Annotated in this window: 10 protein-coding genes; 3 read left to right on the top strand and 7 right to left on the bottom strand. The window is 70.8% G+C overall.

The genetic code is table 11. The annotated features are described in order from the left end of the window. Positions 1–4: 4 nt before the first annotated feature. Positions 5–835 (top strand): class I SAM-dependent methyltransferase, encoded by an 831-nt coding sequence (locus VT85_RS01555; protein WP_068409572.1) that lies wholly within the window; start codon positions 5–7, stop codon positions 833–835. Positions 836–863: 28 nt separating this feature from the next. Here the strand turns inward: VT85_RS01555 and VT85_RS01560 are convergent, their stop codons facing one another. Both VT85_RS01560 and VT85_RS01565 read right to left on the bottom strand, forming a co-directional pair. Further along, positions 864–1580: a zinc metallopeptidase gene (locus VT85_RS01560; RefSeq protein ID WP_068409574.1), complete on the bottom strand. Its 717-nt coding sequence runs from the start codon at positions 1578–1580 to the stop codon at positions 864–866. 395 nt (positions 1581–1975) lie between these two features. Then, complete coding sequence (locus tag VT85_RS01565; RefSeq protein ID WP_068409575.1) at positions 1976–2863, bottom strand: dienelactone hydrolase family protein; 888 nt, start codon at positions 2861–2863, stop codon at positions 1976–1978. Positions 2864–3054: 191 nt separating this feature from the next. Between VT85_RS01565 and VT85_RS01570 the strand changes: the two genes are divergently transcribed. After that, complete coding sequence (locus VT85_RS01570; RefSeq protein WP_068409577.1) at positions 3055–5457, top strand: hypothetical protein; 2403 nt, start codon at positions 3055–3057, stop codon at positions 5455–5457. A 67-nt stretch (positions 5458–5524) separates the two neighbouring features. Here VT85_RS01570 and VT85_RS01575 read toward each other — a convergent pair whose 3' ends face one another. From VT85_RS01575 to VT85_RS01595, 5 genes are all read right to left on the bottom strand, one after another. Then, positions 5525–6322 (bottom strand): DUF1080 domain-containing protein, encoded by a 798-nt coding sequence (locus VT85_RS01575; protein WP_082858277.1) that lies wholly within the window; start codon positions 6320–6322, stop codon positions 5525–5527. Positions 6323–6523: 201 nt separating this feature from the next. Further along, positions 6524–9421: a PVC-type heme-binding CxxCH protein gene (locus tag VT85_RS01580; RefSeq protein ID WP_068409581.1), complete on the bottom strand. Its 2898-nt coding sequence runs from the start codon at positions 9419–9421 to the stop codon at positions 6524–6526. 53 nt (positions 9422–9474) lie between these two features. Further along, positions 9475–10839: a hypothetical protein gene (locus VT85_RS01585; protein WP_197491034.1), complete on the bottom strand. Its 1365-nt coding sequence runs from the start codon at positions 10837–10839 to the stop codon at positions 9475–9477. Between the two features lie 89 nt (positions 10840–10928). After that, a complete protein-coding gene (locus VT85_RS01590) occupies positions 10929–11165 on the bottom strand; it encodes a hypothetical protein (RefSeq protein WP_197491035.1) in 237 nt (78 codons plus the stop codon). A 39-nt stretch (positions 11166–11204) separates the two neighbouring features. Further along, positions 11205–12284, bottom strand: a complete 1080-nt coding sequence (locus VT85_RS01595; RefSeq protein WP_068409583.1) for a DUF1559 domain-containing protein — start codon at positions 12282–12284, stop codon at positions 11205–11207. Positions 12285–12782: 498 nt separating this feature from the next. Between VT85_RS01595 and VT85_RS01600 the strand changes: the two genes are divergently transcribed. After that, positions 12783–14015 carry a xylose operon transcription regulator XylR gene (locus VT85_RS01600; RefSeq protein WP_068421220.1) on the top strand — a complete coding sequence of 411 codons (1233 nt, stop codon included), beginning with the start codon at positions 12783–12785 and terminating at the stop codon, positions 14013–14015. The last annotated feature ends 28 nt before the right edge of the window (positions 14016–14043 follow it).

Here is a 14043-nt window from a genome sequence, read left to right on the forward strand (position 1 = left end):
CACCATGACCAACTCGACCGGACGACTCCTCGCGGCGATCCTCTGCGCCGGCGCCTTCCTGACCGCGCCCGCCGCCAGGGCCCAGCAGCCCGCGCCGGAACCGTCCGGCGAGGTGAAACCGCAACCCCCCGCGCGGGCCAAGGCCAAGGCCCCCCGCCGCGACCGCCCCGGCTTCTACAAGGGGCGGCGGATCGCCGACGTCATGTCGTGGCAGGGCGTCGAGTGGCTGTTCCGCGAGACCCGCGTGGAGGAGGAGCAGCCCGAGGCGATGCTCGACGCCCTCGAAGTCGCCCCGGGCATGACCGTCGCCGACGTCGGCGCCGGCGCGGGCTATCACAGCATACGACTGGCCCGCCGGGTCGGCGACGAAGGGGTCGTCCTGGCGACCGACGTCCAGCCCCAGATGCTCAGGATGCTTCGCGACAACGCCAAGGCCGCCGGCGTCCGCAACGTCCGCCCCTTGCTCGCGTCCCAGCGCGAGACCAAGCTCCCCGCCGGCGAGGTCGACCTGATCCTGATGGTCGACGTCTACCACGAATGCTCCGACCCGGAGACGCTCCTCGACGGCCTCCTCGCCGCCCTGAAGCCCGGCGGCCGACTCGTCCTCGTCGAGTTCCGCGGCGAAGACCCCGAGGTCCCCATCAAGCCCGAGCACAAAATGACCCTGGAACAGGCGCGCCTCGAAGTCGAGCCCCGGGGCTTCGACTTCAAGACCTCGCACGAGTTCCTCCCCTGGCAGCACGTCATCGTCTTCGAAAAGCCCAGGCCCACCAGGCCCGAGCCCTCGAAGGACGACCCCCCGGCGAAGCCCGAGGAGCCGAAGCCGGCTCCGTGATCGGATCCGGGCGGGCCCAGGCTCACGCTCACGCCGTCCGATCGTCGTTCCGGCCGCCTCGACCCGCCGCGCCCGATCGGATCAGGAAGTAGACGAGCTGCGCGACGCCCGTGAGGGTCGCGGCGACGTAGGTCATGGCGGCGGCGTTCAGGACCTTGCCGACGACCACGTCCTCCTCGGGCGAGATCAGGCCCGACTCCTGGAGCATCGTCCGCGCGCGTCGGCTGGCGTTGAACTCGACGGGCAGGTTCACCACCTGGAACAGCACGGCCAGGGAGAACAGGCCGATCGCCAGGTACATCAACGTCGGCCACTGGAGCGCGATCCCGCCGATCAGGAGCAGCATCGAGGCGTTTGACCCCAGCCCCGCCAGCGGCACCATCAGGTTGCGGACGACGAGCAGCGGATAGTGGGTCGCGTCTTGGATCGCATGCCCCGCCTCGTGCGCCGCGACGCCGACCGCCGCCAGCGAGTCCTGCGAATAGTTGCCCGAAGACAGCCGCAAGACCTTGTGCGACGGATCGTAGTGGTCGGTCAACTGCCCCGCCACCGGCTCGATCGCGACCCCCTGCACGCCCCCCTCCCGCATCACCACCTGCGCCGCCTGCGCCCCCGTCACCCCCGACGACGCCCGATACCGCGAGCCCTCGCGATACGCCGACATGATCCGGGACTGGGCCCAACCCGCCAGCAGCAGCGCCGGGGTGACCAAAAGGAGATACAGCGGATCGGCGCCGAAGTACATGGGATCGTTTCCTTGCACGGATTCGGGACGTGACGTCGTCTCGGAACGGACTCGATCATCCGTCGTCCGAACCTCTCATGCAAATCCCGATCCAGACTCCCAGGCCATCAACCCCAGGACGAGCACGAACGCCATCGCCCTCTCGCCCAGCCTCTAACGTCCTTCCCTCCCGGCGGGGGAAGGTGGCCCGAAGGGCCGGATGAGAGGGGGACGAGCACGGAAGCCGTCGGCGTTCTCGAAAGGCCGGACTGCGAATCCCGACGCTCGACTTGCTCGTCCCCCCCCTCGTCTGACGCCTTCGGCGTCTGTCTTGCCCCTCCAGGGGGGAAGACCTTTCTTGACCGAGCACGGGAACCGGCGGCGGCAACTCGCGCCGGGGCGCGAGTCTCGTCGGCTCAGCGCGGGGTCGCGGCGACGCCGTGCTTTTCGAACCAGGCGAGGAGGCGCTTCCAGCCGTTCTGGGCCTCGGCCTTGCGGTAGCTCGGGCGATAGTCGGCGTGGAAGGCGTGGGGGGCGTCGGGGTAGACGTGGATCTCGACCTCGGTCCTGCCGGCCTTGGCGGCCTCGCGCATCTGGTCCAGGCTGGCGACCGGGATGCCGCCGTCGGCGCTGCCGTAGAGGCCCAGGACGGGGGCCTTCAGCTCGCCGGCCACGTCGATCGGATTCTTGGGGTGGAGTTCGTCATGGTCGCCGACGACCCGCCCGTACCAGGCGACGCCCGCCTTGAGGTTCGGGTTGTGCGCGGAGTAGAGCCAGACGATCCGGCCGCCCCAGCAGAACCCGGTGATCGCCAGCCGGTCGACGTCCCCCTTGGAGGCCTTGGCGAACGCGACGGCCGCGTCCAGGTCCGACATCACTTGCTTGTCGGGCACCTTGGAGACGACCTTGCCGATGATCTCGCGGAAGTCGGTCGTCTTGGAGACGTCCCCCTGTCGCGCGTACAGTTCGGGGGCGATCGCGAAGTAGCCGAGCTTGGCGAACCGGCGGCAGACGTCCTTGATGTGTTCATGGACGCCGAAGATCTCCTGGACGACCAGGACGACCGGGAACGGCCCCGCGGCTTTCGGCATGGCGCGATAGCCGGGGATCTTGCCGTCGGCCGTCGGGATCTCGACCGCGCCGGCCTCCAGGCCTTCGTCGTCGGTCGTGATCGTCTGGGCCGAGACCGGCTGGACCGCCGCCGCGAACCCCACGGCCAGCGTCGTGACCGCGAAGCCCCGCCGCGAGACCCCCGACGCCAACTCCTCGACCCCGCCGCCCACGCTCGTTCGATCGTCGTGCATGCGTCTCTCCCCCTTTGGATTCGTTCGAGATGATGGTGATCGACCGTCCGCCATGATAACCGCGCCGGGAGCCTCCTGGACGGGAAACTTCGAATCCCGGTCGAAGCCTGGCGGGCGGTCGCGAACCGACTTAGCATGACGCGTCGACGACCCGCGAAGGCGTGGTCCCCAGACACCCGCAGGGAGACGCGATGGTGACGAGACTTCATGAAGCGGCGGCCCGCCTGGCGATCGCGGCGGCCTGCCTGGCGGTCGCGGCGACGGTCCGGGCCGGCGAGCCGGATTTCGAAACGGCGAAGAACTGGTTCCCGCCGATGCGGAACGTCTGGACGCCCGTGGGCGAGCCCGGCCACCCGTTCCGGTTCAACGTCCTGTACGACGGCTCCATCGCCGCCGACCCGCACCCGCTGCAGAACATCAACGGAACCCCGATCAAGACGTACTTGAACCCCTTCGTCGGCAAGGGGGTGATGCTCACCCTGACCGCGTCGCCGGACGGGAACCTCCCGCCCCGCGCCACGTCCCCCTTCCAGCTATCCGACCGGCCCGACGGCGGCGTGGGCCTCCAGGCCTGGGACGACGCCCACGCGGCGCCCCTGCTCCAGACCCGATGGCCGATGACGACCCTGTTCGGCAATACGGGCGTGGTCGTCCGCGAGGAGGTCTTCGCGCACGTCCCCGGCGGCGGGCCGGTGCGCACGGGCCGGGAGCCGATCTACCTCTGGATGCGGCTCGAGATCGAGCACGTCGACCCGTTCGATGCGGCCTCCTCGGCCACGATGATGATCCACCTGGGCGACCCGACCACGGTGCAGCGCAGCATGTGGCACGAGCTGAACCTGACCGTCGACCCCGCTCGCTCCGCCTACCCACGCGCCCTGACCCGCGATTCCTATGCGAGGGGCGAGCTGTCCCATTGCCGCCTGGTCGAGCCCGACGGCCGCATTCGCCTGGTCGCCATGACCACCAGCGGCTCGGCCATGCTGATCGAGCGCCCCGAGGCGCCCCGCGACTACTTCCTCCAGGTCGCCCAGCCGGCGAAGGCGGGGAACCGCGTGGACATCCTCCTGCCGATGATCCCGGGCGACCCGGCCGAGGTCCGCGCCGAGGCCGACCTGGGCTTCGACGCCGCGCTGGCCGAGGCCGACGCCGCCTGGACGTCGCGGCCCGCCTCCGCGGCGACGATCGACACCCCCGAGCCCCAGGTCAACCGCGCCGTGAGACGCACGGCCCAACTCGCCCGGGTCGTCTCGGAGACCAACCCCGAGAACGGCGAGCGGGCGCTGCTGACGGGCTCGTGGAACTACGACACCCTCTGGCCGACCCCGTCCTGCATGGCCTCGCATATGCTGATGGATTACCTGGGCTGGCACGAGTTCACGGCCGAGAACCTGGAGATCTTCCGGACCCATCAGGGGACCGTGAAGCCGCCGGGGGCCTCGTATTCGAAGCATCCCGGCTACTTCGGCGCCCCCCGGAACCTCAGCTCGGTCGACTGGCTGACCGACCACGGGGCCGTCCTCCACGCGGCCTCGCTGCACGCGCTCCTGACCGACGACGAGGCGTTCGTCGCACGCTGGATCGAGCCGATCCTGAAGGCCTGCGCGTTCCTCAAAGAGAGCCGGGCGCGCGTCGACCACGACGGCGTTCGCGGCGTGCTGCCGCCGGCCGTCGCCACGGACAGCGAGGTCGTCACCCAGGCGGTCTGGAACATCGCCTGGAATTACAAGGGGCTCGACACGGCCGTCCGACTCCTTCGCCGTCTCGGCCGCCCCGAGGCCGAGGAGTACGCCCGCGAGGCCGACGAGGCGAAGGCCGCCTTCCTGAAAGCCTTCCGCGAGGCGGCGGCGAAGACGCCCACCTGGACCGACGACGCGGGCGCGACCCATCCGGTCGTGCCGTCGACGGTCTCCGGGCCCGACCACCGCAGCCACCCCTTCTTCCTCGACGCCGGCCCCCTGGTCCTCGTCTATGCGGGGCTCGTGGACGCCGACGACCCCCTCATCCAGAGCGCCCTGGCTTTCTACCGAGAGGGCCCCAACGTCAAGCTCTACGACCCTCGCGGCAACATGCACCAGCGGGCCGTGCTGACGCACGAGATTTCCAGTTGCGAGCCCTGCTACAGCTTCAACATCCTCTGCTCCTGGCGCTCGGGCGACCGGGCGCGGTTCCTTGAGGGCACCTACGCCCTGCTCTCCGGGGCGATCTCGCAGCAGACTTTCAGCGGCTGCGAGCACCGGCACGGCATCTTCGCCCTGCCCGCCCCCGGCGCGCTGATGTTCTACGCCATGCGGCTGTCGGTCGTCGACGACGCCCTCGAACCCGAGGCGCTCCACCTGCTCCGCCTGACGCCCGCCGCCTGGATCGTCCCGACCCACCGCACGCGGTTCGAGAACATGCCGACCGAGTACGGGCCGGTCGACCTGACGTTCGGCCTCACCCCCGACGGCAAGACGCTCGACGTGACCTTCGCCCCGCGCTGGCGTCGCAAGCCGGGGAAGGTCGTGCTCCACGCCCCGCCCGTCCCGGGCGTCGAGCGCATCCTCGTGAACGGCGAGCCCCACCCGGCGGGCGACGTGGAACTGGCACCCTGACGCGCGCCGCGTCGAACGGTCGCCGCCGCCTCGCGTCGGGGCGGCGGCGCGACCGTTGCGGCGGGCCTCAGCGGGCCGGCTTGATCTCGACGTTGCGGAACCAGATCTCGGCGGCCTCGATCTCCAGGGCGATCCGGCCTCGAGTCAGCGGCCTGGGGGCGCCGGGCTGGGCGGGGTCGTCGAAGCGCACGGCGGTGCCGCGATTCACGACCTTGCCGTTGAGCAGGTGGGTGATCTCGGCCCCCTTGCAGATGATCTCCACGTCGTTCCAGCCCTCGCGCTCGGGAACCACGGCCAGCCGATGCTGATAGTCGATCCCCTTCAGCCCCAGGACGCGCGGTTCGCCTCCCTCGTCGGCCGGGAGGAACGTCGGATAGTCGGGCGATGCGGCGTCGCGCGTCTTGGGGTCGATCGTCGTGTCGAGCTGCATGCCGAAGAGCGCGATCAGGTCGCCGACGTTCGTCTCCTCGATCTGGTACTGCAACGACCGGGGCCAGACGGCGTCGGGGCCGGTGATGTGGTAGTACAGCCCGGCGTCCTTCTTGAGCGCGTAGCGGGGCTCGAACTTCTTGTCGCCCCATCGGTACTGGAGCCGCAGGTGGTAGTCGCCGTGCTCCTTCTCGGTGCCGATGTAGCCCATCACCACCTTGGACTTGTCCTCGTGGTTCTTGTAGAGGTGGATCGCGCCGTCCTCGATGGTGATGATCCCGTCCGGGTCGGAGTTGCGGCCGTGCTCCTGGAGGAACGTGTACCAGCCGGTCAGGTCCTTGCCGTTGAACAGGGGCGTCCAGTCTTCCGACGAATCCGGGGGCGCGGCCAGGGCCAGGCAGGACGCCAGCGCCAAACAGGGGAGAGACAGAAGCACGGATAACCACCTTTCATGTCATGATTCGGATACGGGATTCGAGGTCGCTGCATTCGTTCAAAGGAAGACTGGCGTGATCATGCCTTCACCCCTGGTGGGGGAAGGTGGCCCGCAGGGCCGGATGAGGGGGACCGTCAAGGCGGACGACACGAACAGGCGACGACTCCCCCGCTCGTCCCCCCTTCGACCGCCGCGCCCGGGTCATGGTTGTTTGAGGAAGGCGATGAGGTCCGCGAGGCCCTGCTCGCCGAGGGCGTCTTCGAAGCCTTCGGGCATGAGGGAGCGGCCCGACGGGCGGACGGCCTCGATCTCGGAGCGGAGGATGGATTCTTCGACCCCCTCGGCGGCGCGGAGCTTGAGGCTGGCGGCGGTCTCCTCGACGAGCAGGCCCGAGAGCGTCTGGCCGCGTTTGGTCAGCACGGTGAAGGCGACGAGGTCGGGCGACACGTCGGCGTTGGGGTCGAGCACGTCCTTGAGCAGGGCCGACTCGGGACGGCTCGCGACCCCCGAGAGGTCCGGGCCGACCTTGTAGCCGTCGCCCCGGTGCTGGTGGCAGGTCCGGCAGTTCTTGACGAACAACTCGCGGCCCCGTCCGGGATCGCCGGTCAGGCTCAGCACCGGCTGGAACCTGGCCACGACCTCGGCGCGGTCGCGGGGCGTGCGCGACTCCAGCAGGGCCGCCGCCCGGCCCGCGACCTCGGAGTCGGGCGAGGACCGGAGCGACTCGCGCTCGGCGGGCGTCAACTCGGACAGGGCCACCACGTCGTCCTCGATCGCCTCGACGAGCCGCCCGGCCAGCGGCGTCGAGCGGATCATCGCGGCCAACACCGCGCGCCGGGGGGCGGTGGGGATCGTCTCCCAGGACTCGAAGATCCGAGCCGCCAGGGGCGCCGAGCCGACCTCGACGACGGCCTCGGCCGCCGCCGCCTGCACCGCCGGGGGCTGGTCGGCCGACAGCAGCGCGGGGACGAGCGCGGCCGCGTCGTCGGGGCGGAACCGCGCCAGCAGGGTCAAGGCCCGCGCGCGGTCGGTCGGGTTCGCGTGGGCCGACCCGACCGTCTCGGCCGCGCGATCCAGCAGGACGCCGAGCTTCTCGAACCCCGCCTGGTTCGCCAGCTCGCGCGGCGAACGGTTCGCGCGGGCCAGGCCGTCGGAGAGCCCGAGCAGGAGCGCGATCCGCCCGGCCGAGCCCTCGCCTTCGGCGGGGGGGGCGAGCCTGGCCGCGAGGGCCTTCAGTTCGTCGGGGATCGCCCGCGCCCCCAGGATGGAGGCGGTCGCGTCGAGGAGTCGCGCCTGGCCCGGTGTCGCCGTCGCGAGCCATTCGGGGTGGGCCGTGAGCAGGGTCGCGAGGAACGGCGAGGCGGTGTCGCGCAGGCCGCTCAGGACGGCCAGCCGCGTCCACTCGTCCTCGGCGTCGCGGGCGGCGATCCGCGCCAGCGCCTCGACGGCTCGCGGCGCGTCCGAGTCCCCCAAAACGACGGCCGCCTGGAATCGGACGCGGCTCTCGGGGTCGTCGGCCCGCGTCGCGACGGCCTCGACGAGGCCGGGGCGGCCGGCGGCGAGCTTCGCGGCGGCCTCGCGTACGTCGGCCGAGGCGTCGGCCAGGAGTCCCACGACGATCGCGTCGTCGAGCGTGCCCAGGCCGTCGAGCGTCCAGGCCGCGTGGATCCGCCCCAGCGGCGTCGCGCCGGTCCTCGCCAGCGTCTCCAGGAGCGGCAAGGCCGCGAGGTCGCGACGGTTCGTGAGCAGCCGTTGGGCCGTGTCGCGACGCCAGCCGTTGGGGTGCTCCAGCAGGGCGACGAGTTCGCCGGTGTCGGCCTGGCCGAGCCGGGGCGGCTGGGCGGGCGTCGATCCCTTCCGCGCGATCCGCCAGATTCGCCCGCGATTTTGCCAGCGTCGGAACTCGATGGACTCGCGGAGGTCGGCCGGGACGAAGTCGGGGTGCTCCACCATCTCGCGGTAGAAGTCGACGACGTAGAGCGCCCCGTCGGGGCCGGTGGCGGTGTTCACCGGGCGGAAGTAGGGATCGGTGGAGGCCAGGAATTCGCGGTCGGGCTCGGCGCGGCGGGCGAGGAACGTCGGCCCCTGGTGCTCCAGGATCCGGCGCTGGACGAGGTTGGTAAGCGACTCCCCGAAGAAGGCGTTGCCGCGATAGACGTCGCCCAGCAGGTCGCCGCGATAGATCGTCGGGCCGCAGCTCGCGTTGAAGTAGGTCGTCGACTCGCGGTTGAAGGTGGTCGGCGGCGGGCTGAGGGGGAAGACGCGGCCGCCGTCGGCGGGGTCGAGGATCGTCGCGACCGTCGCCGATTCGGCGAGGTACGGGTTGCGGGCGAGCGTCCGCTCCTCCAAAACGACGTGGCGGATCGGGATGGTGTTCCACGAGGGGAACCGCCGCCCCCAATCGTCGCGAGGCAGGCCGAACTGGCTGAAGCCGGAGACGGTCTGGATCTCGCCCGTGTCGGGGCGGAAGCGGAAGTCGTGGAACCGGAGCGGGACGGCGGCGGAGTCGGGATCGCCGGGCTTTCGGACCACGCCGTCGCTTCTCCCGTTCGCGCCGTAGACCCAGCCGTCGGCGCCCCAGGTCAGGCCGTTGACGCGGAGTTGCGTGTTCCCCTCGGCGAAGCCGGTCAGGACGACCCGGCGGGTGTCGGCCCGGCCGTCGCCGTCGTCGTCCTTGAGGAAGAGGATGTCGGGCGCGGCGGTGACCAGCACGCCGCCGTTCCAGGGGAGGACGCCGTTGGGAAAGTTCAGCCCCTCGGCGAACGTCGAGGCGCGCTCATACCGGCCGTCGCCGTCTCGGTCCTCCAGCAGCCGGACCTTGCCCGAAGCGGGCCCGCGGGGGTAGTCGAGCATCTCCGCCACGAACAACCGGCCGTCCTCGTCCCAGGCCGCCGCGACCGGGCTGCTCACGTCCGGCTCGGACGCGACGAGCGTGATCGTCAGGTCCGGGTCGATCAGCTTCAGCGTCTTCACGGCCGCCTCCGGCGCGAGCGGCTCCGGCACGACCGGGGCGTCCCCGAACGCGGCCCTCGCCGCCACGACCAGACCGATCAGCCCAACGCCGCAAGCCCGCCTCGGGGCGTTCGAGTCATACCGCATTCGCAAGATCCTTCACGAACGTCGTCGGCGGTTTGGTCCGTCCGCGATGAGGGTCAGGGCTTCGGGGCTTCGTCGTGCAGGGTTTTGAGCAGGCCCAGGGCCTCGTCGACGATCTGCTCGCCGACGCCGGGGGCGGTGTAGCTGTGGAGGCCGGTCCAGGTCTGGTAGCCTCCCAGCTCGAAGCCCTTGCGGTCGGGGACGTAGCCGATGTAGTCGTTGGCCAGCTCGAAGACGAAGGTGTCGCGGAACGGGCTCCGGCGCTTGATGTCCTGGCCCAGCACGGTGAAGAACTCGGCCGGGACGCCGACGACGGCCGTGTCGCCGATGCGGATCGCCTGGACCCAGGTCTTGCGTTCCTCGCCCTTGCGGGGGGCCAGCTCCTTGCGCATGTCGCGGAAGACGTCGACGACGAACTGGGCGATCTGCGGGTGGTCCTTGAGCTTGTAGGCCTCATAAGCGACGACCGCCGCGTCGTCCTTCTCCTCGTCGAAGTCGCGGACCTTGACGGTGATCTCCTTGCGGATCCCCTTCACCCGGTCGACCGCGCGAGGCTCGGCCCTGGCGAGCGCGTCGAGGACCGCGGCCTTCATGCGGACGATCATCTCGTCGGCCTTGAGCTCGAGGTTGTGGGTGGAGCCCGAGGCGCCCTCGAAGAACAGGGCCGTCCCCCCCAGTTCCTTCTCAAGCTCCTGGGCCGTCAGGCCGTAGAAGCCCGGCGAGCGGACGCCCGGGGTCCGGGCGCCGATGGTGTGCGTGGAGTGGTTGAACATCAGGGCCGCCAGCGCGCCGTCGGGGCGATGGAAGGCCCAGACGGGGAGTTCGGGGTCGAACGGGCCGGTGGGGCGGACGAAGTCGTCCGTCGCCCCGGTCCAGTAGATCATCCCGTTCGCCAGCAGCAGCCGACTGTTGCGGCCGACCGAGGATTCCTCGCCGAGCCGGAACGACATCGTCGCCGGGGCCAGCCGTGCGTTCGCGGCGACGGCCGCCTCGACGGCCTTGTCGCCGACATGCTTCGTGAACGCTTCCTCGCGGCTGTAGCCGTGGATCGTGCAGGTGGTGGGGGCGTGGTGGGTGTGGGTGGCGTTGATCAGGACGTTGTCGAACGGGACGCCCGCCTCCTTCTCGATCCGGCGGGCGGCGTCGTCGAGCACGTCGCGCTCGACCATCAACACGTCAAGCTCGACGAGCGCGACCTTCTCCCCGTGGGGGTCCTCGATCACGATGGCCGTCGCCCGCAGCTCCCCCTCCTGGCCGGTCGCCTTGCCGGGGCCGATCCCGCCGCCGATCACCATCGAATCGTCGGCCGTCAGGTTCGCGGCGGCGGCGCCGACCTTCAGCTCGCCGGCCGAGGCCGGGCCCCGCGCGGCGGCGACCGCCATCGCGAGGCCGACCGAGAACGTAAAGAAATTTCGATGCATCGGCGCTGTGACTCCCGGGTGCGGAAAGAATCGGGCGAGCGGGCCGGTCGACCCGCTCGGGATCAGGATCGTCGTCGGGCGAGGGGGAGTCAAGGCCTGGCCTTGCTCCGGCCCTTCACCTTCGCGGTCTTCGCCAGGTCCACGGGCGACTGCTCCAGCGGCGGCGCCGGGGGCATCGTCCCGGGGGGGAGGTTGGTGGGGGTGCCCGCCAGCCGGTCCTCCGACCAGCAGCCGGGCCCCAGCGCGGCGATCAGCGCCGCCGCGACGGCGACCCTCACCCGCTTGATCACCTTCATGTTCTCATTCGTCGTCGGGATGGCTGGCATCGGGCGGCTCCGGGATTCGTGGGGACGCGGTCGGGTCGATCAGTACGAGTCGGCGCTGAGGACCTCGCCGCCGGAGCGGGAGCCGAGCGCCCACCAGGCGGGGAGGCTGATCGAGTCCTTGACGAACCGGACCGAGCCGTCGGCCAGGGCGACGTTCACGCCGCCGGAGTGGTTGCTGCTCGCCGCCGCCGAGCCCGTCGGGCCGACGAACTGGACGTACGAGATGTCGCCCGCGTTGCCGCAGTGCAGGCTGTTGGGCCGGGCGACGTGCATGTAGTTCACCAGCGAGACGTGCGTCGGATACCCCAGCAGCCAGTTGTAGCCGAGGTAGGCCGAGGCCCCCGCGTTGGCCGTGGTCGTCGGCGGCAGGGTCATGCACGCCTGGGCCGCCCTCATGGCCCCGTCGGCCCCCGTCCCCACCCCCGACGTGTCCACGCCGGGGAAGATCACCCGCCTGGCGTCCTTGGAGTTGGGCGTGATCGACGCCACCCCCGGCGCGAGGCCCAGGCCGATCAGGTGCTCGCTGAAGACCGCGGTGTTCGACGTGCCGTCGGTGATCGAGGCGATCCGGACGGTTCCCGCGCCTCCCCCCCAGCCGGTCGTGCCGATCCCGCCGTTGAGCAACAGGTCCTTCGGCGGCACGATCGTCCCGCTGTAGGCCATGATCTGGCCGGGGCCGCCGTAGTTGCCCACGTAGCTGCTGGTCGCCCAGGGATAACCCGGCCGCTGGGAGATCGACTCCGACGGGCAGAGCAGAGACGCGACCTGCGTGTAACCGGCCGTCGTCATGTGCAGGCCGTAGTTGCCGAGCGAGAAGTTCATCGAGTCGAACAGCGCGCCCTGCTCGATCTGCGGCAGGATCGCCACCGTCCAGGACCACGAGAAGCCCGAGTCCTGGATCTCCGACGTCGGGTAGTTGCACTGCATCGGCATGACGTCATAAGTCGAGATGTAGTTCTGCGCCGCCAGCCCGAGCTGCTTCAGGTTGTTGACGCACTGCGCCCGGCGGGCGGCCTCGCGCGCCGACTGGACGGCCGGCAGCAGCAGGGCGATCAGGACGGCGATGATGGCGATGACCACCAGCAGCTCGATCAGCGTGAATCCACGGTTCCGACGCATGGGCGGGTGACTCCTCAAGACCGGGGGATGTGCTAGGGGCGACAAGGACGGTCGGAGCGATCGCGGAGCGCGGACGGGGCGGTTGGAACGCCCGGAAGACGCATCGGAAGAGAGGGCGGCCGGCCCGGGGCCCGGGTGGCGGATCAAGTTAAACAAAGGCTGTGCAGTAATGGAATTGAGCTATCATGCAAATCCGATTAAGAAATCGTGTCACGACGGCGAGGTCTGGACGAGCGGCGAGCGCCCCCCCGAAAGCCCCGCGCGGCCGCCCCGAGGAACCGCGTCGGGGCCGGGGCCGGGCCCCGATCCGACGTATCGACGCGTCCACGCATCAAGAGGATTCGCCCCGCTCCGGGGTCGCGAGGCCGGGCGTGGCGGCCTTCGGATGTAGGATTTCCGCCGCCCGTCGGCGGGCCCTGGACCCGACGTTCCACCCACTGTAGCATGGCCCGAATCTCATTCCGATCGACCCCGAGGATCACCCGGCGGGCCCTCGCCATGCCACGACGACGGCGACGAACCGGCCCTCCGCACGTCGCGTTCATCATCGAGACCTCGATGGCCTACGGCCGCGAGATCCTCCACGGCACCGTCCAGTACGTCCGCGAGAACGGGCCGTGGACCGTCTTCTTCGAGCCCCGATCGATGCAGGACCCGGCCCCGCCCTGGCTGGAGCACTGGGACGGCGACGGCATCATCACCACCCTCTACCCCCAGTTCTCCGAGCTGATCCGCCGGACCGGGATCCCGACGATCGACCTGGACGATCAGGAGCCGCGCTCCGGGCTGCCGAGCGTGCAGAGCGACCAGGCCGCCATCGGCGCGACGGCCGCCGCGCACCTGATGGAGCGGGGCTTCACCCGCTTCGGCTTCTTCGGCTACCCCCAGTTCGAGTGGTCCCGCCTGCGGCTGGAGGCCTTCCGCCGGGCCGTGGCCGCCGCCGGCTTCGCCTGTGAGGAGTACGAGCCGGCGCACGCCGTCTCCTGGGGGCACCAGATGCCGGCCTGGGAGGCCGAGATCGAGCGCGTCTCGCGCTGGATCGCCGGCCTGCCCAAGCCGCTGGGCCTGATGGCCTGCAACGACTTCCGGGGCGTCCAGGCGCTCGACGCCTGCCGTCGCGCCGACGTGGCGGTGCCCGAGGAGGTCGCCGTGATCGGCGTCGACGACGAGATCCTGGCCTGCGAGTTGGCCCAGCCGTCGCTCTCCAGCGTGATCCCGGACTGCCGCCGGATCGGTTACGAGGCCGCCCGCCTGCTCGACGGCGTCCTGGCCGGCAAGCCCCCCCCGCCCCGCTCCGTGCACATCCCCCCTCGGGGCATCGCCGTGCGGCAGTCGAGCGACGTCACCGCGATCCCCGACCCGATCGTCGCCGACGCCATGCGGTTCATCCGCGAGCACGCCTGCCGGGGCATCCGCCTGGACGACGTGGTCGAGCACGCCGGGATCTCGCGCAGCTCGCTGCACCGTCGCTTCCGCGCCTCGACCGGGCGGACCATCCACGACGCGATCTCGGGGATGCGGCTCGACCGGGTCAAGCACCTCCTCATCGAGACCGAGCTGCCGCTCCACGCCGTCTCCGATCGCGCCGGCTTCGCCCACGTCGAATACCTGGCCGCCGTCTTCCGCAAGGCCACAGGCGCGACCCCGGGCGCCTTCCGCCGGGCCCACCGCGAGGCCGACGCCCGATCGCCGTCGCTCCGTCCCCGCCCCGGCGGCCGAGGGGGCGAGTGAGTCGACGGCCGGGGCGACGAGTCCGACG

The organism is Planctomyces sp. SH-PL62 (assembly GCF_001610895.1).
GTDB lineage: Bacteria > Planctomycetota > Planctomycetia > Isosphaerales > Isosphaeraceae > Paludisphaera.

What these genes read in the sequence shown, in the direction of transcription:
- VT85_RS01580 (WP_068409581.1), bottom strand. Translation starts at nt 9,421, where the DNA reads ATGCGGTATGACTCGAACGCCCCGAGGCGGGCTTGCGGCGTTGGGCTG.
- VT85_RS01595 (WP_068409583.1), bottom strand. Translation starts at nt 12,284, where the DNA reads ATGCGTCGGAACCGTGGATTCACGCTGATCGAGCTGCTGGTGGTCATC.
- VT85_RS01565 (WP_068409575.1), bottom strand. Translation starts at nt 2,863, where the DNA reads ATGCACGACGATCGAACGAGCGTGGGCGGCGGGGTCGAGGAGTTGGCG.
- VT85_RS01585 (WP_197491034.1), bottom strand. Translation starts at nt 10,839, where the DNA reads ATGCATCGAAATTTCTTTACGTTCTCGGTCGGCCTCGCGATGGCGGTC.
- VT85_RS01570 (WP_068409577.1), top strand. Translation starts at nt 3,055, where the DNA reads ATGGTGACGAGACTTCATGAAGCGGCGGCCCGCCTGGCGATCGCGGCG.
- VT85_RS01590 (WP_197491035.1), bottom strand. Translation starts at nt 11,165, where the DNA reads ATGCCAGCCATCCCGACGACGAATGAGAACATGAAGGTGATCAAGCGG.
- VT85_RS01555 (WP_068409572.1), top strand. Translation starts at nt 5, where the DNA reads ATGACCAACTCGACCGGACGACTCCTCGCGGCGATCCTCTGCGCCGGC.
- VT85_RS01560 (WP_068409574.1), bottom strand. Translation starts at nt 1,580, where the DNA reads ATGTACTTCGGCGCCGATCCGCTGTATCTCCTTTTGGTCACCCCGGCG.
- VT85_RS01600 (WP_068421220.1), top strand. Translation starts at nt 12,783, where the DNA reads ATGCCACGACGACGGCGACGAACCGGCCCTCCGCACGTCGCGTTCATC.